Annotated in this window: 27 protein-coding genes; 22 read left to right on the top strand and 5 right to left on the bottom strand. The window is 72.2% G+C overall.

Annotated features, from left to right (window positions below; translation table 11 throughout):
- The first annotated feature begins 153 nt into the window (after window positions 1–153).
- Window positions 154–3,696, top strand: coding sequence for a DNA polymerase III subunit alpha (gene dnaE, locus ACZ6JS_RS26300; RefSeq protein ID WP_469301462.1), 3,543 nt, complete (start codon window positions 154–156; stop codon window positions 3,694–3,696).
- Window positions 3,697–3,786: 90 nt separating this feature from the next.
- Here the strand turns inward: dnaE and ACZ6JS_RS26295 are convergent, their stop codons facing one another.
- On the bottom strand, window positions 3,787–3,948 hold the full coding sequence (locus ACZ6JS_RS26295) for a hypothetical protein (protein WP_469301461.1): 162 nt from the start codon (window positions 3,946–3,948) through the stop codon (window positions 3,787–3,789).
- Between the two features lie 220 nt (window positions 3,949–4,168).
- On the opposite strand from ACZ6JS_RS26295, the gene ACZ6JS_RS26290 reads away from it, so the two are divergent.
- The 4 genes from ACZ6JS_RS26290 to ACZ6JS_RS26275 all read left to right on the top strand — a co-directional run bounded on the left by ACZ6JS_RS26290 (window position 4,169) and on the right by ACZ6JS_RS26275 (window position 8,129).
- Window positions 4,169–5,476, top strand: coding sequence for an NYN domain-containing protein (locus ACZ6JS_RS26290; protein WP_469301459.1), 1,308 nt, complete (start codon window positions 4,169–4,171; stop codon window positions 5,474–5,476).
- Between the two features lie 28 nt (window positions 5,477–5,504).
- A complete protein-coding gene (locus tag ACZ6JS_RS26285; protein ID WP_469301458.1) occupies window positions 5,505–6,542 on the top strand; it encodes an ABC transporter ATP-binding protein in 1,038 nt (345 codons plus the stop codon).
- Window positions 6,543–6,616: 74 nt separating this feature from the next.
- A complete protein-coding gene (locus tag ACZ6JS_RS26280) occupies window positions 6,617–7,411 on the top strand; it encodes an ABC transporter permease (RefSeq protein WP_469301603.1) in 795 nt (264 codons plus the stop codon).
- A gap of 34 nt (window positions 7,412–7,445) precedes the next feature.
- Window positions 7,446–8,129: a hypothetical protein gene (locus ACZ6JS_RS26275; protein WP_469301457.1), complete on the top strand. Its 684-nt coding sequence runs from the start codon at window positions 7,446–7,448 to the stop codon at window positions 8,127–8,129.
- A gap of 174 nt (window positions 8,130–8,303) precedes the next feature.
- Here ACZ6JS_RS26275 and ybaK read toward each other — a convergent pair whose 3' ends face one another.
- The 3 genes from ybaK to ACZ6JS_RS26260 are packed head-to-tail and all read right to left on the bottom strand — an operon-like array spanning window position 8,304 to window position 11,188.
- Window positions 8,304–8,798: a Cys-tRNA(Pro) deacylase gene (ybaK, locus tag ACZ6JS_RS26270; RefSeq protein ID WP_469301455.1), complete on the bottom strand. Its 495-nt coding sequence runs from the start codon at window positions 8,796–8,798 to the stop codon at window positions 8,304–8,306.
- A gap of 19 nt (window positions 8,799–8,817) precedes the next feature.
- The gene (locus ACZ6JS_RS26265) at window positions 8,818–9,555 is read right to left on the bottom strand and encodes an LON peptidase substrate-binding domain-containing protein (RefSeq protein WP_469301454.1); all 738 of its coding nucleotides are present in this window, start codon (window positions 9,553–9,555) and stop codon (window positions 8,818–8,820) included.
- Between the two features lie 34 nt (window positions 9,556–9,589).
- Entirely contained in the window at window positions 9,590–11,188 is a 1,599-nt protein-coding gene (locus tag ACZ6JS_RS26260; RefSeq protein ID WP_469301453.1) for an oxidoreductase, read from the bottom strand.
- A 125-nt stretch (window positions 11,189–11,313) separates the two neighbouring features.
- Here ACZ6JS_RS26260 and hisD point away from each other — a divergent pair, with 125 nt between their 5' ends.
- The 8 genes from hisD to hisF are packed head-to-tail and all read left to right on the top strand — an operon-like array spanning window position 11,314 to window position 17,042.
- Window positions 11,314–12,654 (top strand): histidinol dehydrogenase, encoded by a 1,341-nt coding sequence (gene hisD, locus ACZ6JS_RS26255; RefSeq protein WP_469301452.1) that lies wholly within the window; start codon window positions 11,314–11,316, stop codon window positions 12,652–12,654.
- The gene (locus ACZ6JS_RS26250) at window positions 12,651–13,760 is read left to right on the top strand and encodes a histidinol-phosphate transaminase (protein WP_469301451.1); all 1,110 of its coding nucleotides are present in this window, start codon (window positions 12,651–12,653) and stop codon (window positions 13,758–13,760) included. The genes hisD and ACZ6JS_RS26250 overlap by 4 nt, the downstream gene beginning before the upstream one ends.
- Window positions 13,757–14,350 carry an imidazoleglycerol-phosphate dehydratase HisB gene (hisB, locus tag ACZ6JS_RS26245; protein WP_030665603.1) on the top strand — a complete coding sequence of 198 codons (594 nt, stop codon included), beginning with the start codon at window positions 13,757–13,759 and terminating at the stop codon, window positions 14,348–14,350. Before ACZ6JS_RS26250 ends, hisB begins: the two co-directional genes overlap by 4 nt.
- 2 nt (window positions 14,351–14,352) lie before the next feature.
- A complete protein-coding gene (locus ACZ6JS_RS26240) occupies window positions 14,353–14,520 on the top strand; it encodes a hypothetical protein (protein WP_030855494.1) in 168 nt (55 codons plus the stop codon).
- Window positions 14,517–15,167: an imidazole glycerol phosphate synthase subunit HisH gene (gene hisH, locus ACZ6JS_RS26235; protein WP_469301450.1), complete on the top strand. Its 651-nt coding sequence runs from the start codon at window positions 14,517–14,519 to the stop codon at window positions 15,165–15,167. The genes ACZ6JS_RS26240 and hisH overlap by 4 nt, the downstream gene beginning before the upstream one ends.
- Complete coding sequence (gene priA / locus ACZ6JS_RS26230; protein ID WP_469301448.1) at window positions 15,167–15,895, top strand: bifunctional 1-(5-phosphoribosyl)-5-((5-phosphoribosylamino)methylideneamino)imidazole-4-carboxamide isomerase/phosphoribosylanthranilate isomerase PriA; 729 nt, start codon at window positions 15,167–15,169, stop codon at window positions 15,893–15,895. Before hisH ends, priA begins: the two co-directional genes overlap by 1 nt.
- On the top strand, window positions 15,892–16,290 hold the full coding sequence (locus ACZ6JS_RS26225) for a RidA family protein (RefSeq protein ID WP_469301447.1): 399 nt from the start codon (window positions 15,892–15,894) through the stop codon (window positions 16,288–16,290). The genes priA and ACZ6JS_RS26225 overlap by 4 nt, the downstream gene beginning before the upstream one ends.
- A complete protein-coding gene (gene hisF, locus ACZ6JS_RS26220; RefSeq protein ID WP_469301446.1) occupies window positions 16,287–17,042 on the top strand; it encodes an imidazole glycerol phosphate synthase subunit HisF in 756 nt (251 codons plus the stop codon). The genes ACZ6JS_RS26225 and hisF overlap by 4 nt, the downstream gene beginning before the upstream one ends.
- A gap of 733 nt (window positions 17,043–17,775) precedes the next feature.
- Here hisF and ACZ6JS_RS26215 read toward each other — a convergent pair.
- Window positions 17,776–18,408, bottom strand: a complete 633-nt coding sequence (locus ACZ6JS_RS26215; protein ID WP_469301444.1) for a TIGR03085 family metal-binding protein — start codon at window positions 18,406–18,408, stop codon at window positions 17,776–17,778.
- 91 nt (window positions 18,409–18,499) lie between these two features.
- Between ACZ6JS_RS26215 and hisI the strand changes: the two genes are divergently transcribed.
- From hisI to trpA, 9 genes are all read left to right on the top strand, one after another.
- The gene (gene hisI, locus ACZ6JS_RS26210; protein ID WP_030850960.1) at window positions 18,500–18,868 is read left to right on the top strand and encodes a phosphoribosyl-AMP cyclohydrolase; all 369 of its coding nucleotides are present in this window, start codon (window positions 18,500–18,502) and stop codon (window positions 18,866–18,868) included.
- A 17-nt stretch (window positions 18,869–18,885) separates the two neighbouring features.
- Window positions 18,886–20,376 carry an anthranilate synthase component I gene (locus ACZ6JS_RS26205; RefSeq protein ID WP_469301443.1) on the top strand — a complete coding sequence of 497 codons (1,491 nt, stop codon included), beginning with the start codon at window positions 18,886–18,888 and terminating at the stop codon, window positions 20,374–20,376.
- Window positions 20,377–20,390: 14 nt separating this feature from the next.
- Window positions 20,391–21,065 (top strand): TIGR02234 family membrane protein, encoded by a 675-nt coding sequence (locus ACZ6JS_RS26200; protein ID WP_469301442.1) that lies wholly within the window; start codon window positions 20,391–20,393, stop codon window positions 21,063–21,065.
- A 122-nt stretch (window positions 21,066–21,187) separates the two neighbouring features.
- Window positions 21,188–21,439 carry an HGxxPAAW family protein gene (locus ACZ6JS_RS26195; RefSeq protein WP_469301440.1) on the top strand — a complete coding sequence of 84 codons (252 nt, stop codon included), beginning with the start codon at window positions 21,188–21,190 and terminating at the stop codon, window positions 21,437–21,439.
- An 89-nt stretch (window positions 21,440–21,528) separates the two neighbouring features.
- Complete coding sequence (locus tag ACZ6JS_RS26190; protein ID WP_469301439.1) at window positions 21,529–22,008, top strand: DUF2752 domain-containing protein; 480 nt, start codon at window positions 21,529–21,531, stop codon at window positions 22,006–22,008.
- A 172-nt stretch (window positions 22,009–22,180) separates the two neighbouring features.
- A complete protein-coding gene (gene trpC, locus ACZ6JS_RS26185) occupies window positions 22,181–22,990 on the top strand; it encodes an indole-3-glycerol phosphate synthase TrpC (protein WP_030850944.1) in 810 nt (269 codons plus the stop codon).
- An 8-nt stretch (window positions 22,991–22,998) separates the two neighbouring features.
- On the top strand, window positions 22,999–23,190 hold the full coding sequence (gene trpM / locus ACZ6JS_RS26180) for a tryptophan biosynthesis modulator TrpM (RefSeq protein WP_469301437.1): 192 nt from the start codon (window positions 22,999–23,001) through the stop codon (window positions 23,188–23,190).
- 202 nt (window positions 23,191–23,392) lie between these two features.
- On the top strand, window positions 23,393–24,643 hold the full coding sequence (gene trpB, locus ACZ6JS_RS26175; protein WP_469301435.1) for a tryptophan synthase subunit beta: 1,251 nt from the start codon (window positions 23,393–23,395) through the stop codon (window positions 24,641–24,643).
- On the top strand, window positions 24,640–25,455 hold the full coding sequence (gene trpA, locus ACZ6JS_RS26170) for a tryptophan synthase subunit alpha (protein ID WP_469301434.1): 816 nt from the start codon (window positions 24,640–24,642) through the stop codon (window positions 25,453–25,455). Before trpB ends, trpA begins: the two co-directional genes overlap by 4 nt.
- The last annotated feature ends 34 nt before the right edge of the window (window positions 25,456–25,489 follow it).

Raw genomic sequence — 25,489 nt, 5'->3', positions numbered from 1 at the left:
ACGGGGTGGTACGGGCTCTGCCGGACTGGACGCCGGACCGGTGCCCCTGGTTCTGCAACGCCCGACCGTACCGCTGCGTGCCCGTGATCTGTCACCCGTGGGACGTAGGATTCAAAGCTGCCCCCCTCCCCCCGCCGCCAGGAGACCAGCGCCGTGACCAAGACGCCGTTCACGCACCTGCACGTCCACACCCAGTACTCGCTGCTGGACGGTGCCGCACGGCTGAAGGACATGTTCAACGCGTGCAACGAGATGGGCATGACGCACATCGCCATGTCCGACCACGGCAACCTGCACGGGGCCTACGACTTCTTCCACTCCGCGCAGAAGGCCGGGATCACACCGATCATCGGCATCGAGGCGTACGTCGCACCCGAGTCCCGGCGCAACAAGCGCCGCATCCAGTGGGGCCAGCCCCACCAGAAGCGCGACGACGTCTCCGGCTCCGGCGGCTACACCCACAAGACGATCTGGGCGGCGAACGCCACCGGCCTGCACAACCTCTTCCGGCTGTCCTCCGACGCGTACGCCGAGGGCTGGCTCACGAAGTGGCCGCGCATGGACAAGGAGACCATCAGCAAGTGGTCCGAGGGGCTGATCGCCTCCACCGGCTGCCCCTCCGGCGAACTGCAGACCCGCCTGCGCCTCGGCCAGTTCGACGAGGCCCTGAAATCGGCCTCCGAATACCAGGACATCTTCGGCAAGGACCGCTACTTCCTCGAGCTGATGGACCACGGCATCGAGATCGAGCGCCGCGTCCGCGACGGACTGCTGGAGATCGGCAAGAAGCTCGGCATCCCGCCGCTGGTGACGAACGACTCGCACTACACCTACGCCAGCGAGGCCGCCGCCCACGACGCCCTGCTGTGCATCCAGACCGGCAAGAACCTCTCGGACCCCGACCGCTTCCGCTTCGACGGCTCCGGCTACTACCTGAAGTCGACCGACGAGATGTACGCCATCGACTCCTCGGACGCCTGGCAGGAGGGCTGCGCCAACACCAAGCTGGTCGCGGACCAGATCGACACCGAGGGCATGTTCAAGTTCCGGAACCTGATGCCGAAGTTCGACATCCCGGAGGGCTACACCGAGGTCACCTGGTTCCGCGAGGAGACCATGCGCGGCATGCACCGCCGCTTCCCCGGGGGCATCCCCGAGGACCGCATGAAGCAGGTCGAGTACGAGATGGACACGATCATCTCGATGGGCTTCCCCGGCTACTTCCTCGTGGTCGCCGACTTCATCATGTGGGCCAAGAATCAGGGCATCGCGGTCGGCCCCGGCCGAGGCTCCGCGGCCGGCTCGATCGTCGCCTACGCCATGGGCATCACCGACCTCGACCCGATCCCGCACGGCCTGATCTTCGAGCGCTTCCTCAACCCCGAGCGCGTCTCCATGCCCGATGTCGACATCGACTTCGACGAGCGTCGGCGCGTCGAGGTGATCAGGTACGTCACGGAGAAGTACGGCCAGGACAAGGTCGCCATGATCGGCACCTACGGCACGATCAAGGCCAAGAACGCGATCAAGGACTCGGCGCGCGTCCTGGGCTACCCGTACGCCATGGGCGACCGCCTCACCAAGGCCATGCCCGCCGACGTCCTCGGCAAGGGCATCCCGCTCTCCGGCATCCTCGACCCCTCGCACCCCCGCTACAGCGAGGCCGGCGAGATCCGCAGCATGTACGAGAACGAGCCCGACGTGAAGAAGGTCATCGACACCGCCCGCGGTGTGGAGGGCCTGGTCCGCCAGATGGGCGTGCACGCCGCCGGCGTGATCATGTCCAGCGAGACGATCACCGACCACGTACCCGTCTGGGTGCGGCACACCGACGGCGTCACGATCACCCAGTGGGACTACCCGAGCTGCGAGTCGCTCGGCCTGCTGAAGATGGACTTCCTCGGCCTGCGCAACCTCACGATCATGGACGACGCCGTCAAGATGGTGAAGGCCAACAAGGGGATCGACATCGACCTCCTGGCCCTCCCGCTCGACGACCCCAAGACCTTCGAGCTGCTCGGCCGTGGTGACACCCTCGGCGTCTTCCAGTTCGACGGCGGGCCCATGCGCTCCCTGCTGCGCCTGATGAAGCCCGACAACTTCGAAGACATCTCCGCCGTGTCGGCCCTGTACCGCCCGGGCCCGATGGGCATGAACTCGCACACGAACTACGCCCTGCGCAAGAACAAGCAGCAGGAGATCACCCCGATCCACCCCGAGCTGGAGAAGCCGCTCGAAGAGGTGCTCGCGGTCACCTACGGCCTCATCGTCTACCAGGAGCAGGTCCAGAAGGCCGCCCAGATCATCGCCGGCTACTCGCTCGGCGAGGCCGACATCCTGCGCCGCGTCATGGGCAAGAAGAAGCCCGAGGAACTGGCGAAGAACTTCACGATCTTCCAGGCCGGCGCCCGCAGGAACGGCTACTCCGACGAGGCCATCCAGAAGCTCTGGGACGTCCTGGTCCCCTTCGCCGGATACGCCTTCAACAAGGCCCACTCGGCCGCCTACGGCCTGGTCTCCTACTGGACCGCCTACCTCAAGGCGAACTACCCGGCCGAGTACATGGCCGGCCTGCTCACCTCGGTCAAGGACGACAAGGACAAGTCCGCGATCTACCTGAACGAGTGCCGCCGGATGGGCATCAAGGTGCTCCCGCCGAACGTCAACGAGTCCGAGTCGAACTTCGCGGCCCAGGGCGACGACGTGATCCTCTTCGGCCTCACCGCCGTCCGCAACGTCGGCCAGAACGTCGTCGACTCGATCATCAAGACCAGGAAGGCCAAGGGGAAGTACTCCTCCTTCCCCGACTTCCTGGACAAGGTCGAGGCCGTCGTGTGCAACAAGCGCACCATCGAGTCGCTGATCAAGGCCGGCGCCTACGACGAGATGGGCCACACCCGCAAGGGCCTGGTCGCCCACCACGAGTCCATGATCGACAACGTGGTCGCCGTCAAGCGCAAGGAGGCCGAGGGACAGTTCGACCTCTTCGGCGGGATGGGTGACGACGACGGCGGCGACGAGCCCGGTTTCGGCCTCGACGTGGAGTTCTCCGACGTCGAGTGGGAGAAGTCCTACCTGCTCGCCCAGGAGCGCGAGATGCTCGGCCTCTACGTCTCCGACCACCCGCTCTTCGGTCTGGAGCACGTGCTGTCCGACAAGACGGACGCCGGCATCTCCCAGCTGACCGGCGGCGAGCACTCCGACGGCGCCGTCGTCACCATCGGCGGCATCATCTCGGGCCTCCAGCGCAAGATGACCAAGCAGGGCAACGCCTGGGCCATCGCCACCGTGGAGGATCTGGCCGGCTCCATCGAGTGCATGTTCTTCCCCGCCACCTACCAGCTCGTCTCCACCCAGCTGGTCGAGGACACCGTCGTCTTCGTCAAGGGCCGCCTCGACAAGCGCGAGGACGTCCCCCGCCTGGTCGCCATGGAGATGATGGTCCCCGACCTCTCCTCGGCCGGCACCAACGCCCCCGTGGTCCTCACCATCCCCACGGTCAAGGTCACGCCTCCGATGGTGACCCGTCTGGGGGAGATCCTGCGCCACCACAAGGGCAACACCGAGGTCCGGATCAAGCTCCAGGGGCCGCGGACCACCACGGTGCTCCGCCTCGACCGGCACCGCGTCCAGCCTGACCCGGCCCTCTTCGGCGACCTCAAGGTGCTGCTCGGACCGTCCTGCCTGGCCGGATAACTGCGGCCGCCGCACGCGCGGAAGGGCCTGCCCGGCGATGCCGGGCAGGCCCTTTCGGTTCCGGTCGTCACAGACCGACGCGAAAGGACGTCAGTTGTGGCCGAACTTCTTCTGCTTGCTCTTGTGGGCCAGGTCCATCGGGCTCGGCGCCTGAGACGACTGCTCGGGGGAATCCGACGAGCGCGACGTGTCGGGCCCGGACGAGCGGACCTGCTGCTTCGCCGGCTGCTTCTGATTCTTGTTCTTGGCCATGGTGGAGCCTCCGTGAGGGTCTAGGGGCCAGGACCGCCTTCACACTCACACAGCGCCAGAAACCACGCATTTTGGATCATTACTGCGCGTAGCCGAGGGCGGTTCGCCGCCGCCGCGTGAGATCCGCCACGCCGATGATCGAGTTCCGGCCTTCAACGCCACTGAGGTCGGGCAGACTCGAGGAACCCGCGAAAACACATGGGGACCCCCAGGGAAGAGGGTGGAACGCGTGGACCGCTGCGTCGTCCTGGTGGACGCCGGCTACCTGCTGGGCGCCGCCGCCAGCCTTCTCGCCGGGGAGCCCTCCCGCTCCCGGATCACCGTCGACCATGCCGCCCTCATCCAGAACCTGCGCGAGCGGGCCGAGGCCGACACCGAGCAGCCCCTGCTGCGCATCTACTGGTTCGACGGCGCACCCGACCGGGTGCCGCAGCCCGAGCACCGCAGGCTGCGCGTCATGCCCCGCGTCACCGTCCGCCTCGGCGCCCTGACCCGCAGCGACGGCCGCTGGGCCCAGAAGGGCGTCGACGCCGCCATGCACGCCGAGCTCACGGAGCTCGCCCGCAACCGCGCCTGCTCCGACGTGGTCCTCGTGACCGGTGACGGCGACCTGCTGCCCGGCCTGATGTCCGCGAAGGAGCACGGCGTCGCCGTCCACCTGTGGGCCGTGCAGGCCGCCGACGGCGACTACAACCAGTCCGAGGACCTCGTCGCCGAGGCCGACGAACGCCGCGTCCTCGACCGGGCCTGGATCACCCGCGCCGTCCGCGCCAAGGACCTCACCGGACTGTGCTCCCCGCCGCCCGCGCCCCGCCCCGACATCGCCGCCATCCTCTCGGCCCCGCTGCCCGAGGCCGCGCTCGCCGAGGCCGCCCGCAACGGCGCCGCCGCTGCCGCGGACGACGACCGCGAGGGCGCCCCCGTACCGGCTCCCACCGCCCCCGGCGGCAAGAGCGTCCCCACGCCCAAGGACCTCGCCGGGGCCCTGCGCGCCCCCGGACCCCACGGCGGACAGCAGCCCGCGGCCGGCACCACGCCGTCCCCCGCCAGCGCCCTGCGCTGGTCCTCCGACAAGGGCTGGATCGACCGCCCCGGGCCCCTCGGCGAACCCGCCGAGACCGCCTCGCTGCCCACCCTCGCCCAGCTCACCAGCGCCGAACAGCGCTGGGCCGACCGGGAAGAGGACATCACCACCGTCGGCGGCGACCCGTTCGAGGTGGGACAGGTGTTCGCCCGGCGCTGGATGGAACGCCTCCCGGAGACGGTCCACCTCCAGAAGCTGGCCACCATGTACCCGCGCATCCCGCACCGGATCGACGGCGAGCTGCTGCGCTACGCCGCCCGGTTCGGCCTGCTCGCGCACAAGGACGACCAGATCGACGAGCACGACCGCTACGCCATCCGCGCCGGGTTCTGGAGGGAGATCGACGTCCGCGCCGCCGCCGAGCACGTCGCCGCGGTACCGGCCGCCGCGCCCGGAACCGGACCCGCCGACCTCGCCGCCCCGCTGACCCCGGCGGCCGAGTAGGGGCGGGAACCCCGTAGGCTGCTCCCTCGTGAGTACGGGCACAGCACAGGCGCAGAACGGCACGGCAGCGGCCGCGGGAGCGGCGCCGGACGTGGTCTGCGCGGTGCGTGACCTGGTCAAGACGTATCCCGCGGTACGCGGCCGGCGCGGAGCCCCCGCCCTGCCCGAGACCCGTGCCAACGACGGCGTCAGCCTCGACGTCCGGCGCGGCGAGATCTTCGGCCTGCTCGGCCCCAACGGCGCCGGCAAGTCCACCCTGGTCCGCCAGCTCACCGGCCTGATGCGGCCCGACTCGGGCACCGTGACCCTCCTCGGCCACGACCTCGTGCGCCACCCCGGACGGGCCTCCCGGCTGCTCGCCTACCTCGGGCAGGAGTCCACCGCCCTGGACGAGCTCACGGTGGCGCTCGCCGCCGAGACCACCGGACGGCTGCGCGGACTCGACGTACGCTCGGCACGCGCCGCGCGCGACACCGTCCTGGACGAACTCGGGCTGACCGCAATCGCCGGACGGCCCCTGAAGAAGCTCTCCGGCGGCCAGCGGCGCCTCGCCTGCTTCGCCACCGCGCTCGTCGGCGAGCGGCCCGTACTGGTCCTCGACGAGCCCACCACCGGCATGGACCCCGTGGCCCGGCGTGCCGTGTGGGCGGCTGTGGACCGGCGCCGCGCGCAGCACGGCGCGACCGTGGTGCTCGTCACCCACAACGTCCTCGAGGCCGAGACCGTCCTCGACCGGGTCGCCGTCATCGACCAGGGCAAGGTCATCGCCTGCGACACGCCCGCCGCGCTGAAGGCCTTCGTCTCGGGCGAGGTACGGCTGGAACTGGTGTGGCGCGAAGCCGCTCCGCTGGCGGTTCCGGAGGTCGCACGGCTGCGGGAGCGGGCCGTCGAGTCGGGGCGCCGCTGGGTGCTCCGGCTGGCGCCGGACGAGGCCAGGGCGGCGGTGGCCTCGGTCACCGGCGGCCCGGCCTTCGCCGCGCTCGACGACTTCACCCTGGCCACCCCCAGCCTGGAAGACGTGTACCTGGCCCTCGGCGGCAAGACGAAAGGGCTGGTGAAGTCGTGAGCGACCGCACGACGGGAGCCGCCCGGGCCGCGCTCGCGCCCGACGCCCCACCGACACCCGCGCCCCAGGCCGCGGTGCCCGGCGGGGCCCCCGAGCGCACGCCGGGCCCGCAGCCCGCTCCGCTGGCGCCCGGTGCGCGGTTCTTCCCCTCGCTTGCCGCCGTCTACCGGGCGCAGCTGTCCCGGGCACGGGTCGCGCGGATACCGCTGCTGTTCGTGGCCACCTTCCAGTCCGTCGGGATCATGATCCTGATGCGGGGTGTCGTCGACGGGGGCTCGGAGGCTCGGGCCGTCGTGGCCGGCTCCTCCGTGCTCGTCGTCGCCTTCGTCGCGCTGAACCTGCTCGCGCAGTACTTCGGGCAGCTGCGGGCCGGCGGCGGACTCGACCACTACGCCACCCTGCCGGTGCCGCCCGCCTCGGTGGTGCTGGGCGCGGCCGCCGCGTACGCCTCCTTCACGCTGCCGGGGACGCTGGTCACCGCCGTCTTCGGGTGCCTGCTCTTCGGCCTGCCCATGAGCGGACTGTGGATTTTGGCCGCCGTGGTGCCGCTTGCCGGGGCCGCGCTGGCCGGGCTCGGCGCGGCACTGGGGCTGCTGGCACCGCGCCAGGAGCTCGCCACTCTCGCGGGACAGCTCGGCATGTCGGCCGCGCTGCTGCTGGGGGTGCTGCCGCCCGAGCGGATGCCGGCCGTGATCGGGTGGGCGCGGGACCTGCTTCCGTCCACGTACGGGGTGGAGGCGTTCGCCCGCACCTTCGAGCCGTCGCCGGACTGGGCCGCCGTCGTCGTCGACCTGGGCGTGTGCGGGGCCGTCGGGGTCCTCTCGCTCACCGTCGCGACCTGGGCGTACCGCCGGGCGGCCGTCCGCTGACGCCGGCGCCGGACACACCTGGCACGATGTGGGGGTGACCGAAGCCGTGACCCCGCAGTCCCCGTTCGACCCGCCGCCGTCGCCGCCCGAGAAGCCGGGTGACACCGCCGCGGGCATCCGCCCGGAGGACGTCCGCGACGGAGCCGTCGTGGCCCTGGTGGTCGGGGTGGCCGGGCTGCTCCTGGGACTTCTGTGGTGGTGGCTGGCCCCCCGGGTGCAGTTCGTCTCCAACGGGGAAGCGGTGTTCCTGCGCAACAGCGAGAGCGAAGCGCGGATCGCCGCCGACGGGACCTTCTTCCTGCTGGCGCTGGGGCTGGGCGTGCTCAGCGCCGTCGGCACGTTCCTGTGGCGCCGGGCCGGCGGTGTGCCGCTGGTGATCGGGCTCGCCGTCGGGTCCTGCTTCGCCGCGCTGGCGGGGTGGCGGTTCGGGCTGTGGCTCGGCTCGTCGTCGACGGACCTGGCGGCGGCCGCGGCCGCCGCCGGCAAGGGGGTGCCGTTCGACGCGCCGCTGGAGCTGCTGGCGCACGGGGCGCTGCTGGCCTGGCCGATGACCGCCGTGCTGCTGCACCTGGGATTCACCGTGCTGTGGACGCCGCGGGATCCGGAGCCGGACCCGCTGTACGGGTGGAGCGGCTACTACCAGCCGGCCCCGCCGGCCGAGGCGCCGCTGCCGCCCGCGGATGCCGGCCCGACCGCGTCGGACGCCCCGCGCACCTGACCGGCCGGGGGCGGTGGGCAGGTGCCGCTGCGTGGAGCCGTCCCCGCCCCGCCCCTTCTCCGTTCCCGGGGGCCTGCGCCGGTTTCTGCCGGACGCTGCGTCGGCCTGCGCCGGGTCTCTGCCGAGCCCTGCCCGGACCGCGGCTCAATCGCCGGCGGGGGCCGACCGCCGGGCCTAGGCCCGGGCGATCGGGGCCAGGGCGGCTTCGGTGAGGGTGGCCAGGTCCGACGGGGACAGCTCGATCTCCAGGCCGCGGCGGCCCGCCGAGCAGCAGATCGTGGGGTGCTCCGTCGCGGACTCGTCGATCACCGTGCGCAGCCGCTTGCGCTGTCCCAGCGGGGAGATGCCGCCGCGGACATAGCCCGTGGTGCGTTCCGCCAGGGCCGGGTCCGCCATCGCCGCCCGCTTGCCGCCCACCGCCGTCGCCAGCGCCTTCAGGTCCAGCGACCCCGACACCGGGACCACCGCCACCGTCAGGACGCCGTCCACGTCCGCCACGAGGGTCTTGAACACCTGCGTCGGCGAGACGCCCATGGCCTCGGCCGCCTCCTCGCCGTACGAGGGATGCGCCGGGTCGTGCTCGTAGGCGTGCGTGGTGAAGGCGACCCCGGCCGCCGTCAGGGCCGCGATCGCCGGAGTACCGGCCGCCTGCTTCGTCTTCTTCGCCATCGGTCCCCCGTCGGGCAGCTCAGTTGGGGCTCGTCGGAGCCCGGGTCAGGTCCACCGCCGGCAGCGACGGCAGATGGCGGATCACCGCCGTCTCCGTGCGCAGCAGTTTCAGTTCCTCCGCCAGCCGCGTAGCCGTGTCCGGGGCCTGGAGCAGCCGCTGCTTCGCCGGGATGTCCAGCACCGCCGCCGCGGCCACCAGGTACGACACCACCGACGGCTCGTCGGGGAGTTCCGCGCCCGTCAGGGACCGCTCGCGGGCCCCGGCCAGCCGCTTCTGGTAGTTGCGGAAAGCCCGCAGCACGCCCTGCGCGAGGACCCCGGCGCCGTCGCCCGCGTCCTCCGGGAGTTCCTCCAGCTCCGCCGTCAGGAAGGGGCCCGAGGAGTCGACCGAGAGCAGGCGCACCCGCGTCGTACCGGTCGCCAGGACCTCGAAGCTGCCGTCCTCCCGCTCCCGGATCGTCGCCGCCTCGGCCACGCAGCCCACCCGGTGGAACGCCTGGATCGGGTCCGGGCCGAAGCCCGCGGCCGGCCCCCGCTCGGGCAGGGACGTCGGGTCCGGCAGGCCGGGCGCGGTCGGGGCCACCTCACGGCCGTCGCGGATCGCGACGACCGCGAAACGGCGAGGTTCGTCCTCGCCCGCCTTCAGCAGCTCGCGCATCATGGCGCGATAACGCTCCTCGAAGACGTTCAGCGGGAGGACGAGTCCCGGGAACAGCACCGAGTTCAGCGGGAAGAGGGGCAGGCGAACGGTGGTCACGACGCACAGCGTAATCGTCCGGAGACGAGCCCCGTCACCCCCGCCGCAGCAGCCGGGAGGCCCCCGCCGCCACCGTCGTGGCCAGGATCCAGCCCATGATGACGAGGCCGGCCGCCCCCCACTGCCAGCCGCCCGCCAGTTTCCAATGACCCTGCTGGCCCAGGTCGATCACCGGCAGGAGCAGGTCCAGCGCGTACAGGGGGGCGTTCCAGTGCGGATGCTCGCCCTGCTTGATCGCCGGGGGGTCGAGCCGGGAGAAGAACAGGGTCCCCGCCGCCCAGAGAACGGCCATCCACAGCGCGGCCCGGCCCGGCCGGTACCCGTAGACCACCGTCCAGTCCTGGAGGTACCCCCACGCCTTCGGGCCCGGCGGCAGCGTGGCCCTGCGCCGACGCTGTTTGGCCAGCAGCACCTCACGCGCGTCCGCGTCCTCGCCGCTGGCCCGCAGCACGGCCGCCAGCCGCTCGTACGGGCCCGGCGAGTACTCGGGGGTGGCCGCCTCCAGCCAGGCCAGCCGGCGGGAGAGGGGGAAGTGGCCGCGGGGCGCGAGATCGTCGTACTCGAACCCCTCGATGGACAGCCCGCCCGGGCCCGGCCAGCTCGTGGACGTGTCGACGAGCTTGACCACCTTGGCCCCCGACACCACCACCCGCCCGCGCTCCGGCCCTTCCCCGACGAAGCGGAACTCCGGGGTCTGGATCCGCCGCAGGGATATCTCCTGCTCGTCCGTGAGCAGGAACCGCGCCCCGTAGAAGTCGATGGCGTCCCCGAACCGGCCGTCGTCCAGCCGCAGCCCGCCCCGGCACTCGAACGGCTGCGCCCGCTGCCCCCGCGTAGGCGTCCGGCCCAGCCCGTACGGGGGAGTGGAGGAGCCCGAGCCGCCGCTGCCGTAGCCCATGGCGATCGAGGTCAGGTACAGGGTCCGCTCCACGGTCAGCTGCGGCGCGTTCAGCGCGTGCCGCCCGGACGGATTGCGCAGTCGGGCCCCGCGCAGGTTCATCGACACGCCGACCTTCGCGCCGCGCAGGCTCACCTCCCCGTACGTCTCCAGCAGCTCGCCCTGGAAGTCCTGCGCGACCGACATCCCGTCCGCGGCGATCGCCCGGCCCTTGTTGTCCCGCTGCACCACCGCCTGGCTCACCAGCAGGTCGGTCCCGATCTGCGCGTCGGTCAGCCGGATCCCGCGCGCCACCCGGCAGCGCGGCAGGTGCAGATCGCCCTCGGTGTGCAGCCGGGACGCCTCCAGCCGCGGGATCGCGCAGTTGACCAGGCGCAACGTGCCGAAGCGGGCCTCGGAGATCTGGATCTCGCTGTCGAAGCGGCACGACTGGAGCTCCACGTACGGAGCAACCGTCCCACCGGAAAGATCCAGCCGCCCGGTGATCCGTACGCCGCGCAGCTTCAGCGAGGCCACCCGGCCCGGCACCGGCGGCGGACCGTGCAGCAGCAGCAGCGCCACCACGCCCGCGCGGACACTGCGCCCGGGACCCCATACGTGGTCGGCGTGCGGATCGTCACGGTCCGCGGCGCGGGCACTGAGGTCACAGACGCTGCCCGTGCGGTAGGCGTCCCACATCCGGCGCTCGGAAGCGCTGAGATCCGCCGGTTCCCCGTCCGGGCTCGCCTCGGTCACCGCGGTCCCCCTCCGCCGTCGTGTACGTGTAGGTGAACGCTAACGGCCGCCTGTGACGTCCGGGGCGTGTATCAGCCAGTGATACGGGCGGACGGGGGCGCCAGGCGGTCTGAGAGAATTGTGGGGTGATCTCTCGTATCGACCTGCGCGGTGACGCCCTCCCCGAGGGCGGCGCCCTGCGCGACCTGCTGCCCCGTGCCGAGTTCGACGTAGAAGCTGCCCTGGAGAAGGTGCGGCCCATCTGCGAGGACGTCCATCATCGTGGCACGGCGGCGCTGATCGAGTACGCGCAGAAGTTCGACGGAGTGACGCTCGAGCAGGTCAGGGTGCCCGTGGAGGCCCTCAAGACCGCCCTCGCCGAGCTCGACCCGGCCGTCCGCGCAGCCCTCGAGGAGTCGATCCGGCGCGCCCGGACCGTGCACCGCGAACAGCGCCGCACCGAACACACCACCCAGGTGGTCCCCGGCGGCACGGTGACCGAGAAGTGGGTTCCCGTGGAGCGCGTGGGCCTGTACGCCCCGGGCGGCCGCTCGGTGTACCCGTCCTCCGTCGTCATGAACGTGGTGCCGGCCCAGGAGGCGGGCGTCGAGTCGATCGCGCTCGCGTCCCCGCCGCAGAAGCCCGCTTTCGAAGGTGACCCAGCCGGCGGCCTGCCGCACCCGACGATCCTCGCCGCTTGCGCCCTGCTCGGCGTGGACGAGGTGTACGCGGTCGGCGGAGCCCAGGCTGTCGCGATGTTCGCGTACGGGACCGAGGACTGCCTTCCCGCGAACATGGTCACCGGCCCCGGCAACATCTGGGTCGCCGCCGCCAAGCGCTACTTCACCGGCCGCATCGGCATCGACACCGAGGCCGGCCCGACCGAGATCGCCGTCCTTGCCGACTCCACGGCCGACCCGGTCCACGTCGCAGCCGACCTGATCAGCCAGGCCGAGCACGACCCCCTGGCCGCGGCCGTCCTCGTCACCGACTCCGCCGAGCTCGCGGACGCCGTCGAGAAGGAGCTGGAGCCGCAGGTCGCCGCGACCAAGCACGTCGAGGACCGGATCAGGCCGGCCCTCGCCGGCAAGCAGTCGGCGATCGTGCTCGTCGACAGCCTGGAGGACGGCCTCAAGGTCGTGGACGCCTACGGTGCCGAGCACCTGGAGATCCAGACCGCCGACGCCGCCGCCTGGGCCGCCCGGGTCCGCAACGCCGGCGCGATCTTCGTCGGCCCGTGGGCCCCGGTCTCCCTCGGCGACTACTGCGCCGGCTCCAACCACGTGCTGCCCACCGGCGGCTGCGCCTGCCACTCCTCGGGCCTGTCCGTGCAGTCCTTCCTGCGCGGCATCCACATCGTCGACTACACCCGCGACGCCCTCGCCGAGGTCACCCACCACGTGGTCACCCTGGCCGAGGCCGAGGACCTGCCCGCCCACGGCGCCGCGCTCAAGGCTCGCTTCGGATGGAAGGTCCCCACCCCGTGAGCATCGGAATCGACGACCTCCCCATCCGGGACGAACTGCGCGGCAAGAGCCCGTACGGCGCCCCGCAGCTCGAGGTGCCCGTCCAGCTGAACACCAACGAGAACCCCTACGAGCTGCCCGCGGAACTCGTCGCGCGCATCGCCGAGCGCGTCGCCGACGCCGCCCGCACCCTCAACCGCTACCCGGACCGGGACGCGGTCGAGCTGCGCACCGAGCTGGCCGCCTACCTCACCCGTACCGGCAAGCACCCGGTCGCACGGGAGAACGTATGGGCCGCCAACGGCTCCAACGAGGTCATCCAGCAACTGCTGCAGGCCTTCGGGGGGCCCGGCCGCACCGCGATCGGCTTCGAGCCCTCCTACTCCATGCACGCGCTGATCTGCCGCGGCACCGGCACGGGCTGGATCTCCGGCCCGCGCCGCGAGGATTTCACCATCGACGTGGAGGCCGCCGAGCGGGCGATCGCCGAGCACACCCCCGACGTCGTCTTCATCACCTCGCCCAACAACCCCACGGGCACCGCCGTCGAGGCGGAGACCGTCCTGGCCCTCTACGAGGCGGCCCAGGCGGCCAAGCCCTCCCTCGTCATCGTCGACGAGGCCTACGTGGAGTTCAGCCACCGGGACTCGCTGCTGCCCCTCATCGAGGGCCGGCCGAACATGGTGATCTCCCGGACCATGTCCAAGGCCTTCGGCGCCGCCGGCCTGCGCCTGGGCTACCTGGCCGCACACCCCGCCGTCGTCGACGCCGTGCAGCTGGTGCGCCTGCCGTACCACCTGTCCGCCGTCACCCAGGCGACGGCCCTGGCCGCCCTGGAGCACACCGACACCCTGCTGGGCTACGTCGAGCAGCTCAAGTCCGAGCGGGACCGACTCGTCACCGAGCTGCGGGCCATCGGCTACGAGGTCACCGAGTCCGACGCGAACTTCATCCAGTTCGGGAAGTTCGAGGACTCGCACACCGCCTGGCAGAAGATCCTCGACCACGGGGTCCTGGTCCGGGACAACGGCGTACCCGGCCGGCTGCGGGTCACCGCCGGCACCCCGGCAGAGAACGACGCGTTCCTGGAAGCGGTTCGCGCACTGAAGAAGGAGCAGCACGCATGAGCCGCATCGGACGGGTCGAACGGACCACCAAGGAGACCTCCGTCGTCGTCGAGATAAACCTCGACGGAACCGGCCGGGTCGACGTCTCGACGGGCGTGGGCTTCTACGACCACATGCTCGACCAGCTCGGCCGCCACGGCCTCTTCGACCTCACCGTCAAGACCGACGGCGACCTGCACATCGACTCACACCACACCATCGAGGACACCGCCCTCGCGCTCGGCGCCGCCTTCAAGCAGGCCCTCGGCGACAAGGTGGGCATCTACCGCTTCGGCAACTGCACCGTGCCGCTCGACGAGTCCCTCGCCCAGGTCACCGTCGACCTGTCCGGCCGCCCCTACCTCGTGCACACCGAGCCCGAGAACATGGCGCCGATGATCGGCTCCTACGACACGACGATGACCCGGCACATCCTGGAGTCCTTCGTCGCCCAGGCCCAGATCGCCCTGCACGTCCACGTCCCGTACGGACGCAACGCCCACCACATCGTGGAGTGCCAGTTCAAGGCCCTCGCCCGCGCGCTGCGCTACGCCGCCGAGTTCGACCCGCGCGCCGCCGGCATCCTGCCCTCCACGAAGGGCGCCCTCTAGCAGTGAACGGGCTGAACACCATCCTGATCGTCCTCGGCCTCTTCCTGGCCGGGGGCGTCTACTCCTTCCAGAAGCAGCAGATGCCCAAGTCGGTCATCATCCTGCTCGCCCTCGCCTCCGCGATGTGTCTGGCAGCCGGAGTCCTGCGAATCCAAGGAATCTGGGAATGAGCACAGCACGCCCCACCAAGAAGGTCGTCGTCTTCGACTACGGCTTCGGCAACGTCCGCTCCGCCGAGCGCGCCCTCGCCCGCGTCGGCGCGGACGTCGAGATCACCCGCGACTACGACAAGGCCATGGACGCCGACGGACTCCTCGTCCCAGGCGTCGGCGCCTTCTCCGCATGCATGCAGGGCCTCAAGGACGTCCGCGGCGACTGGATCATCGGCCGCCGGCTCTCCGGCGGCCGCCCGGTCATGGGCATCTGCGTCGGCATGCAGATCCTCTTCGAGCGCGGCATCGAGCACGGCGTGGAGACTTCAGGTCTCGACGAGTGGCCGGGCACGGTCGGCCCGCTCAAGGCCCCGATCGTCCCCCACATGGGCTGGAACACCGTCGAGGCTCCGGCCGACAGCCAGGCCTTCGCCGGCCTGGACGCCGACGCCCGGTTCTACTTCGTGCACTCCTACGCGGCGCGCGACTGGACCCTCGAGACCACCAACCCGCTGATCCGCGCACCCAAGGTCACCTGGGCCACCCACGGCGAACGCTTCGTCGCGGCGGTGGAGAACGGGGCCCTGTGGGCCACCCAGTTCCACCCCGAGAAGTCCGGCGACGCCGGCGCCCAGCTCCTCACCAACTGGATCGAGACCCTCTGATGCCGAACACGCTCGAACTCCTTCCCGCGGTCGACGTCCGCGACGGCCAGGCCGTCCGCCTCGTCCACGGCGTCTCCGGCAGCGAGACCTCCTACGGCTCCCCGCTGCAGGCGGCCCTCGCCTGGCAGGCCGCCGGCGCCGAGTGGCTCCACCTGGTCGACCTGGACGCCGCCTTCGGCACCGGCGACAACCGAGCCCTGGTCGCCGAGATCACCCGCGCCATGGACATCAAGGTCGAGCTGTCCGGCGGCATCCGCGACGACGCCTCGCTCGCCGCGGCCCTCGCCACCGGCTGCACCCGCGTCAACCTCGGCACCGCCGCCCTGGAGACCCCCGAGTGGGCCGCCAAGGCCATCGCAGAGCACGGCGACAGGATCGCCATCGGCCTCGACGTACGCGGCACGACCCTCAAGGGCCGCGGCTGGACCAGCGAGGGCGGCGACCTCTACGAGACCCTCGCCCGCCTCGACTCCGAGGGCTGCGCCCGCTACGTCGTCACCGACATCGGCAAGGACGGCACGCTCACCGGTCCCAACCTGGAGCTGCTGAAGAACGTCTGCGCCGCCACCGACCGGCCCGTCGTCGCCTCCGGCGGCGTCTCCTCCCTGGACGACCTGCGGGCCCTGTCCGAGCTGGTGCCCCTGGGCGTCGAGGGCGCGATCGTCGGCAAGGCCCTGTACGCCAAGGCCTTCACCCTGGAAGAAGCCCTGAAGGTGGTCTCCGCATGAGCAGCTCCCCCGACGCCGGCGCCGTGCGCCGCATCTCCTCCGGCGGCCCCTACGAGGACGTCATCGCCTACTCCCGCGCCGTGCAGCTGCCGAACGGCCTCGTCCTGGTCTCCGGCTGCACCGCGGCCGACGCGGGCGGCCCGTACGACCAGACCATCGCCGCGTTCGGCGTCGCCTTCAAGGCCCTCGCCCAGGCCGGCCTCGGCCCCGAGGACGTCGTCCGCACCCGCATGTACCTCACGCACGCCCGCGACGTGGACGACGTGGGCCGCGCCCACAAGGAGCTCTTCGACGCGGTCCGCCCGGCCGCGACGATGCTCATCGTCTCCGGCTTCGTCGACCCGTCGATGGTCGTCGAGGTGGAGGTCGAGGCGTACAAGGCGGTGCCCGCATGAGCCTCGCCGTACGAGTGATCCCCTGCCTGGACGTGGACAACGGCCGCGTCGTCAAGGGCGTCAACTTCCAGAACCTGCGCGACGCGGGCGACCCGGTGGAGATGGCCAAGCTGTACGACGCCGAAGGCGCCGACGAGCTGACCTTCCTCGACATCACCGCGTCCTCCGGGAACCGCGAGACCACCTACGACGTGGTGCGCCGCACCGCCGAGCAGGTCTTCATCCCGCTGACCGTGGGCGGCGGCGTCCGCACGGCCGACGACGTCGACAAACTGCTGCGCGCGGGGGCGGACAAGGTGGGCGTGAACACGGCCGCCATCGCCCGCCCCGAGCTGATCCAGGAGATCGCGGAGCGGTTCGGCCGGCAGGTCCTCGTCCTGTCGGTCGACGCCCGCCGCACCGAGTCGGGCACGTTCGAGGTCACCACGCACGGCGGCCGCCGGGGCACAGGCATCGACGCCGTCGAGTGGGCCCACCGGGCCGCGGAGCTGGGTGCCGGGGAGATCCTGCTGAACTCGATGGACGCCGACGGCACCAAGGACGGCTACGACACGGAGATGATCGCGGCGGTACGCAAGCACGTCACCGTGCCGGTGATCGCCTCGGGCGGCGCGGGCCGCCTCGCGGACTTCGCCCCGGCGATCGCCGCGGGAGCGGACGCGGTGCTCGCGGCGTCGGTCTTCCACTTCGGCGACCTCCGCATCTCCGAGGTCAAAGCGGCCCTCCGCGAAGCGGGCCACCCCGTCCGCTGATCGCCCCCGGCCCGGCCGGGCGGTACGGGTCCCCCGTCTGCGGGCCGGTGGCCGCGCCCCAAATCGCCGGCGGGGCTGCGTCTCGCCGGCCGGGGCCGGTGGTGGTGCCCGGGGCTGTGCCGGGTGGGGGTGTGGGGACGGTGGGGGTGTCCCCGCAGGACGAGCGCGCACCGCCGGGTACGGCCGTGACTTCCGGTGACCGCGCGAGCCGAGGGGACACCCCCCGGCGGCACCGCGCCCCCACCACTCCCAGCCCCGCCGGCGCTTGAGGCGCGGCCACCGGCCCGCAGCCGGGAAACTCACCGCACCAGGGCAAGGACGGCCACCGGCCCGCAGCCGAGGCGCCGCCCGGCCAGGGCAAGGACGGCCCACCGGCCCGCAGCCGGGTAAACGCCCCCGCACCGCCCGGCCAGGGCAAGGACGGCCACCGGCCCGCAGCCGAGGCGCCGCCCGGCCAGGGCAAAGACGGCCCACCGGCCCGCAGCCGGGTAAACGCCCCCGCACCGCCCGGCCAGGGCAAGGACGGCCACCGGCCCGCAGCCCAGGCACCGCCCGGCCAGGGCAAGGACGGCCCACCGGCCCGCAGCCGGGTAAACGCACCCGCACCGCCCGGCCAGGGCAAGGACGGCCACCGGCCCGCAGCCGGGAAACTCACCGCACCGCCCGGCCAGGGCAAGGACGGCCACCGGCCCGCAGCCGGGAAACTCACCGCACCGCCCGGCCAGGGCAAGGGCTAGAGGCCCAGCTCCGCCACCGTCAGCTTGGCGACGGCCTCCTTCTCGCCGTCCAGCGTCACCGCGGCAGCCGCCTGCCGGCCGAAGCAGAACAGCGTCAGTTCCCCCGGCTCGCCGGTCACCGTCACCACCGGCGCACCCTTGTGCGCCACCGCCGTCTGCCCGTTCGGGCGCCTCAGCACCAGGCCCACCGGCGAGCGGCGCCCCGTCAGCCGGGCCATCCTCTCCAGGCGGGACCACAGCGCGTCCGAGAACACCCGGTCCAGCTCCCGCGGGGACCAGTCCGGCTGCGCACGGCGGACGTCCTCGGCGTGGACGTAGAACTCCACGGCGTTCGCAGCCTCGTCGATCTGCTTCAGCGCGTACGGCGACAACCGCGGCGGCCCCGTCCGGATCAGCTGGATGAGCTCCTCGTACGGCTTGGCCGCGTACTCGGCCATCGCTGCGTCCAGCCGCCCCTTCAGCACGTTCAGCAGCAGGCCGCCCGCCGCGTCCGGCCGCCGCTCCCGCACCACCACGTGCGCGGCCAGGTCGCGGCACCTCCAGCCGGTGCACAGCGTGGGGGCCTCGGGACCGGCCGCCTCCAACAGGTCCGCCAGCAGCAGGCGTTCACGCTTCGCATGGGTAGACATGCGAGCCAGCCTACGGCCGGATCGCGCCGTACGCCCGCCCATCAGACGGACATGGATCACCACCCCCACCCGGGCCCGGCACAATGGCTCCATGAGTACGACCCCCCGCCCCGGCAACCTCGACCCCGCCATCGCCGCGCGCCTCAAGCGCTCCGCCGACGGCCTGGTACCGGCCATCGCCCAGCAGTACGACACCGGTGAGGTGCTCATGCTCGGGTGGATGGACGACGAGGCACTGCACCGCACCCTGACCACCGGCCGCTGCACGTACTGGTCCCGCAGCCGCCAGGAGTACTGGGTGAAGGGGGATACGTCCGGCCACTTCCAGCACGTCAAGTCCGTCGCCCTCGACTGCGACGCCGACACCGTGCTCGTCCGGGTCGACCAGGTCGGAGCCGCCTGCCACACCGGATCCCGCACCTGCTTCGACGACGACGTCCTCCTCCGCGCAGCCGACTAGGTAGGGGTCCCCACGCAATGGATCTTGAGACGTTCCGCAAGCTCGCGGCCGACCGCCGCGTCATCCCCGTGAGCCGCAAGCTGCTCGCCGACGGGGACACGCCCGTCGGGCTCTACCGCAAGCTGGCCGCCGAACGCCCCGGCACCTTCCTCCTGGAGTCCGCGGAGAACGGCCGGTCCTGGTCCCGGTACTCCTTCGTCGGGGTCCGCAGTGACGCGACCCTCACCGTCCGGGACGGCCGCGCGCACTGGATCGGCACCCCGCCCGTGGGCGTACCCACCGACGGCGACCCCCTCGACGCCCTGCGCGCGACCGTCGAGGCCCTGCACACCCCCCGCGACCTCGCGGGCGGCATGCCCCCCTTCACCGGCGGCATGGTCGGCTACCTCGGCTACGACATCGTGCGCCGCCTGGAGCGCATCGGCGAGCACGGCAGCGACGACCTGGAGCTGCCCGAGCTGACGATGCTGCTCACCTCCGACCTCGCGGTGCTGGACCACTGGGACGGCACCGTCCAGCTCATCGCCAACGCCATCAACCACAACGACCTCGACTCCGGGGTCGACGAGGCCCACGCGGACGCCGTGGCCCGCCTCGACGCCATGGAGGCGGACCTGGCCCGGCCCGCGCCCTACGTCCCGGCCCCGCTGCCCGCCTCCGAGCTGCCCGAGTTCTCCGCCCTGTGGGGCGGCGAGAAGTACCGGGCGGCCGTCGAGGACATCAAGGAGCGCATCCGGGCCGGCGAGGCCTTCCAGGTGGTGCCCTCGCAGCGGTTCGAGACCTCCTGCAAGGCCTCGGCGCTGGACGTCTACCGCGTGCTGCGCGCCACCAACCCGTCCCCGTACATGTACCTCTTCCGCTTCGAGAACGGCTTCGACGTGGTCGGGTCGAGCCCTGAGGCGCTGGTCAAGGTCGAGGACGGCCGGGCCATGGTCCACCCCATCGCCGGCACCCGCCACCGGGGCGCGACCCCGCAGGAGGACAACGACCTCGCCGAGGAGCTGCTGGCCGACCCCAAGGAGCGCGCCGAGCACCTGATGCTCGTCGACCTGGGCCGCAACGACCTCGGCCGGGTGTGCGAGCCGGGATCGGTGGAGGTCGTCGACTTCATGTCGATCGAGCGGTACTCCCACGTCATGCACATCGTCTCCACCGTGACGGGGCGCGTGGCCGAGGGGAAGACCGCCTTCGACGTGCTCACCGCCTGCTTCCCGGCCGGCACCCTCTCCGGGGCGCCCAAGCCGCGGGCCATGCAGATCATCGAGGAGCTGGAGCCCTCCCGCCGCGGCCTCTACGGCGGCTGCGTGGGCTACCTGGACTTCGCCGGCGACTCCGACACCGCCATCGCCATCCGTACGGCGCTGCTGCGCGACGGCACGGCGTACGTGCAGGCCGGCGCAGGCGTCGTCGCCGACTCGGTGCCCGAGCTGGAGGACAACGAGTGCCGCAACAAGGCCGCCGCCGTGCTGCGCGCGGTGGCAGCGGCGAACCGCCTGAGCGGCTCCTGAGGGCGTAGGGGATAGTGGGGTACGTGAGTGCCGTACCCCCGCCCCGTTCCGATGCCTCCGCCGAGCCCGAGGCCCCCGACAGCCGCAGCAGCCGCCGCAGCGTGGCCGCGGCGCTGCTGCTCGGCGCGCTCGGTTCCACCGTCGTCCTGCTCGCCTCCGGCCGGGTCTGGGCCCGGGGCACGGCCGCCATCGGCAGCGACTCGCTCCAGCTGAGCGCCGACGGGCGGGCCGTGACCGGGCTCCCGGCGGCCCTGGCCATCGTGGGCCTGGCCGCGCTGGTCGCCGTCTTCGCCGTACGCGGCAAGGGCCGGCTCCTGGTGTCGGGCCTGCTGGCGCTCAGCGGCCTCGGGGCGGCGCTGTCGGCCCTCTTCGGCTCCGACGGCCGCAGCGTCCTGGACGCGCAGGCCGTCCGTACCACCGCGGACAGCGCGGCGCAGGTGGCCGGCCTGACGCACACCACGTGGCCGTACGTCACGGCCGCCGGGGCGGTCCTGATCCTGGCCGCCGGCCTGCTGGCGCTGCGCTTCGGCCGTGGCTGGCCCTCGATGGGCGGCCGCTACGAGCGTGACGGCGGCCCCCGTCCGCGGGCCGCCGCGGCGGTGGACCCGGACCGGCCGGAGGATCTGTGGAAGGCTCTGGACCGCGGCGAGGACCCGACCACGGGACCGAGCGGCGACCGGACCCGCTGACCGGCACCCGAGCACACCCCCCTGGACGGCGAAGCCGCCCCGTGCGGGACAATGTCACCGAGCGTCCGACACAGACCGCACGTTCGACACAGCAGCGCGACAGAGCAACGAGGAGCAAACTCATGGCGGGCACTAGCCACGGACACACCCCGGCCGCCTGGACCGGTGTCATCATCGCCTTCATCGGTTTCTGCATCTCCGGCGCCTTCATGGTGCTCGCCAACCCCCTCGGCTTCTGGGCCGGCATGGTCGTCGTCGCGCTCGGCGGTGTCGTCGGCCTGGCGATGCGGGCCGCGGGCATGGGCGCGCCGAAGGCGGCCCACAAGGACCTCGCCGACGTCATCGCCGCGAACAAGGTCCCCGCCAAGGTCTGAGCGCACCACCTGCGCCGGTCCTGGAAGAGAGCCGAAAGGCGCGGCCCCGCCGGGCTGCGCCTTTTGTCGTGAGCGGAGAGAATCAGCAGGTGGACGCCTCCAGCACCCCCGACGCCGGGCCCGGTCCGCAGGCCGGGCCCGCCGCACCCGCGGTGCCCGCCGAGCGGACGTCCCGGGCCAGGCGGCTCGCCGCACCGGCTCTGTACCTGGCCGCCGCCGGCGCTGCGTTCGCGTACGTCGGCGCCGTGGACCCCAACGAGCCGGGCCACTACCCGGTCTGCCCGCTGCTGCGCCTGACGGGCGTCCTGTGCCCCGGCTGCGGCGGGCTGCGCAGCGCGCACGCGTTCGCGCACGGGGATCTGGCCGCTGCTTTCGGGTCGAATGCCCTCGCGGTCGTCGGCTACTTCGTCTTCGCGGGGTTCATGGCCCTGTGGCTGGTTCGCGCCTTGCGCGGCGGGCCGACTCCGAGGATCGTGCTGCGTCCCGCCCAGTCGTGGGCGGTGGGCGCGGTGGTACTGGTTTTCGCCGTTGTCCGAAATCTCTCTTTCGGGTCGGCACTGGCGCCCTGAGCCCCGCGCACAGCGGGGATGAAGGGCGTATTCCGAATGTCCAGTTACTGGGACGCCGTCAACCGAGTGCGGAGGGCGACGCCTCCGCCGGATACCATTTGATTGCCGACCTTGCAGTGGTACGTGTCTGCAGGGCGGCCGACCGTCATCGACCCGGAAGGGGGCCGCTCGCGTGAGTGTGCTCGACGAGATCATCGAAGGGGTCCGCGAAGACCTTGCCGAACGGCAGGCCCGCGTGAGCCTCGACGAGCTCAAGGAGCGTGCCGCCAAGGCGCCCCAGGCCAAGGACGGCGTCGCGGCTCTGCGCGGCGACGGCGTCAAGGTGATCTGCGAGGTCAAGCGCTCCAGCCCCTCCAAGGGCGCGCTGGCCGCGATCGCGGATCCGGCCGGGCTCGCCGCGGACTACGAGGCGGGTGGTGCGGCAGTCATCTCCGTCCTCACCGAGCAGCGCCGGTTCGGCGGCTCGCTGGCCGACCTGGAGGCCGTCCGTGCCCGCGTGGACATCCCGATCCTGCGCAAGGACTTCATCGTCACGGCGTACCAGCTCTGGGAGGCCCGGGCCTACGGCGCCGACCTCGCGCTGCTGATCGTCGCGGCCCTGGAGCAGGAGGCCCTCGTCTCCCTCATCGAGCGGGCCGAGTCCATCGGCCTCACCCCGCTCGTCGAGGTCCACGACGAGGAGGAGGTGGAGCGGGCGGTGGCCGCCGGCGCCAAGATCATCGGCGTCAATGCCCGCAACCTCAAGGACCTCAAGGTCGACCGCTCCACCTTCGAGCGCGTCGTCGGCGAGATCCCGGCCCACATCGTCAAGGTCGCCGAGTCCGGCATCCGCGGACCGCACGACCTGATCGCCTACGCGAACGAGGGCGCCGACGCCGTCCTCGTCGGAGAGTCCCTGGTCACCGGCCGCGACCCGAAGGCGGCCGTGGCCGACCTCGTCGCCGCCGGGGCCCACCCGGCCCTGCGCCACGGACGGAGCTGACCCGTTCCATGACCCCTGACCGCCCCTCCGTCCGCACGCGCCGCGTGCCGACGGCGTACGCGCCCCTGGCGCGCGGCTGCCGCCCCCGCGGCTGCCGCGCCCCGGCCCGGCGCGTCCACGGGCGGCGGGTCCGGTACGTGATCGGCTCCGAGCCCGGCCAGGTCAACGGCATGCGATGGCGCCGCGGAGACGCGCCGTAACGAGGGCTGCCGCGGCCCGGTACGCGAGACGTACCGCGCCGCCCGGCGGTCCCGTACGGCCTGCTGCCCGGGCCGACCGGCTCCGGGAGCGGGCCGCTCCGCGCCGTAGGCCACATCCCCCAGCGGGGTGTGCGCGGCACGGGCGGGCGGCGCAATACGGTGAAACCACCCGCCGCATCTCGCACCCGTAGGAGCACTGGACATGTCCAGCGAGTTCTTCATCCCGGACCCGGAGGGTCACGTTCCCAACGCCGAGGGCTACTTCGGCGATTTCGGCGGCAAGTTCATCCCGGAGGCGCTCGTCGCCGCCGTGGACGAGGTCGCCGTCGAGTACGAGAAGGCCAAGGGCGATCCGTCCTTCGTGGCCGAGCTGGGCGACCTCATGGTCAACTACACCGGCCGCCCCAGCGCCCTCACCGAGGTGCCCCGCTTCGCCGAGCACGCCGGCGGCGCGCGGATCTTCCTCAAGCGCGAGGACCTCAACCACACCGGCTCGCACAAGATCAACAACGTGCTGGGCCAGGCGCTGCTCACCAAGCGCATGGGCAAGACCCGCGTGATCGCCGAGACCGGTGCCGGCCAGCACGGCGTGGCCACGGCCACCGCCTGCGCCCTCTTCGGCCTCGAGTGCGTCATCTACATGGGCGAGATCGACACCCAGCGCCAGGCGCTGAACGTCGCCCGCATGCGGATGCTGGGCGCCGAGGTCATCGCGGTGAAGTCCGGCTCGCGGACGCTGAAGGACGCGATCAACGAGGCGTTCCGGGACTGGGTCGCCAACGTGGACCGCACCCACTACCTCTTCGGCACGGTCGCCGGTCCGCACCCCTTCCCGGCGATGGTCCGCGACTTCCACCGGGTCATCGGCGTCGAGGCCCGCCGCCAGGTCCTGGAGCGCGCCGGCCGGCTGCCCGATGCCGTGGCGGCCTGCGTCGGTGGCGGCTCCAACGCCATCGGCCTCTTCCACGCCTTCATCCCGGACGCCGGCGTCCGCCTGGTCGGCTTCGAGCCCGCCGGGCACGGTGTCGAGACCGGCGAGCACGCGGCCACACTGACCGCCGGCGAGCCCGGCATCCTGCACGGCTCCCGCTCCTACGTCCTGCAGGACGAGGAGGGCCAGATCACCGAGCCGTACTCCATCTCGGCCGGGCTGGACTACCCGGGCATCGGCCCGGAGCACTCCTACCTCAAGGACGTCGGCCGCGGTGAGTACCGCGCGGTCACCGACGACGCCGCGATGCAGGCCCTGCGCCTGCTCTCCCGCACGGAGGGCATCATCCCGGCGATCGAGTCGGCGCACGCCCTCGCGGGAGCCCTGGAGCTGGGCAGCGAGCTGGGCAGGGACGGCCTGCTGGTCGTCAACCTGTCCGGCCGCGGCGACAAGGACATGGACACGGCGGCCCGATACTTCGGGCTGTACGACGGCGGGACGGCCGAGGGGGAGTCGAAGTGAGCAACGGCAACATCCAGCTGCTGAGCGACACGCTCGCCAAGGCGAAGTCCGAGGACCGCGCCGCCCTCGTCGCCTACCTGCCGGCGGGCTTCCCGACCGTCGACGGTGCCATCGACGCCGTCAAGGCGGTCATCGCGGGCGGCGCGGACATCGTCGAGATCGGCCTCCCGCACAGCGACCCGGTCCTCGACGGCGCCATCATCCAGACCGCCGACGACATCGCCCTGCGCGGCGGGGTCAAGATCGCCGACGTGCTCCGCACCGTGCGCGAGGCCCACGAGGCCACCGGCGCGCCCATCCTGGTGATGACGTACTGGAACCCGATCGACCGCTACGGCGTCGAGCGGTTCACGGCCGAGCTGGCGGCGGCTGGCGGCGCCGGGTGCATCCTGCCCGACCTGCCGGTCCAGGAGTCCGCGCTGTGGCGCGAGCACGCCGAGAAGCACGGTCTGGCGACCGTCTTCGTCGTGGCGCCGAGCAGCAAGGACGAGCGCCTGGCCACCATCACGGCGGCCGGCTCCGGCTTCGTCTACGCCGCCTCGCTGATGGGCGTCACCGGCACCCGCGAATCGGTCGGCAACCAGGCCCAGGACCTGGTCCGGCGCACCCGCGCCACGACCGAGCTCCCCGTCTGCGTCGGCCTCGGCGTCTCCAACGCCGCCCAGGCCGAGGTGGTGGCCGGCTTCGCCGACGGGGTGATCGTCGGCTCGGCCTTCGTGAAGCTGCTGCTGGACGCGCCTGACCTGCCGGCCGGGCTGGACGCCGTACGGGCGCTCGCGGCCGAGCTTGCGGCAGGCGTACGCAGAAGCTGAGACAAAGCGGACACCTGATCGGGTTCTGTAGTCC

Source organism: Streptomyces sp. NPDC046349, assembly GCF_055587885.1.
Note: the sequence above shows the minus strand (reverse complement) of the source record. Positions and strands in the feature narration are given on the sequence as shown.

Bases quoted from the DNA above. Each gene is read 5' to 3' on its own strand.
- ACZ6JS_RS26295 (WP_469301461.1), bottom strand. From the start codon at position 3,948: ATGGCCAAGAACAAGAATCAGAAGCAGCCGGCGAAGCAGCAGGTCCGC.
- ybaK (WP_469301455.1), bottom strand. From the start codon at position 8,798: ATGGCGAAGAAGACGAAGCAGGCGGCCGGTACTCCGGCGATCGCGGCC.
- hisB (WP_030665603.1), top strand. From the start codon at position 13,757: ATGAGCCGCATCGGACGGGTCGAACGGACCACCAAGGAGACCTCCGTC.
- hisH (WP_469301450.1), top strand. From the start codon at position 14,517: ATGAGCACAGCACGCCCCACCAAGAAGGTCGTCGTCTTCGACTACGGC.
- priA (WP_469301448.1), top strand. From the start codon at position 15,167: ATGCCGAACACGCTCGAACTCCTTCCCGCGGTCGACGTCCGCGACGGC.
- ACZ6JS_RS26225 (WP_469301447.1), top strand. From the start codon at position 15,892: ATGAGCAGCTCCCCCGACGCCGGCGCCGTGCGCCGCATCTCCTCCGGC.
- hisF (WP_469301446.1), top strand. From the start codon at position 16,287: ATGAGCCTCGCCGTACGAGTGATCCCCTGCCTGGACGTGGACAACGGC.
- ACZ6JS_RS26215 (WP_469301444.1), bottom strand. From the start codon at position 18,408: ATGTCTACCCATGCGAAGCGTGAACGCCTGCTGCTGGCGGACCTGTTG.
- hisI (WP_030850960.1), top strand. From the start codon at position 18,500: ATGAGTACGACCCCCCGCCCCGGCAACCTCGACCCCGCCATCGCCGCG.
- ACZ6JS_RS26205 (WP_469301443.1), top strand. From the start codon at position 18,886: ATGGATCTTGAGACGTTCCGCAAGCTCGCGGCCGACCGCCGCGTCATC.
- ACZ6JS_RS26195 (WP_469301440.1), top strand. From the start codon at position 21,188: ATGGCGGGCACTAGCCACGGACACACCCCGGCCGCCTGGACCGGTGTC.
- trpM (WP_469301437.1), top strand. From the start codon at position 22,999: ATGACCCCTGACCGCCCCTCCGTCCGCACGCGCCGCGTGCCGACGGCG.
- trpB (WP_469301435.1), top strand. From the start codon at position 23,393: ATGTCCAGCGAGTTCTTCATCCCGGACCCGGAGGGTCACGTTCCCAAC.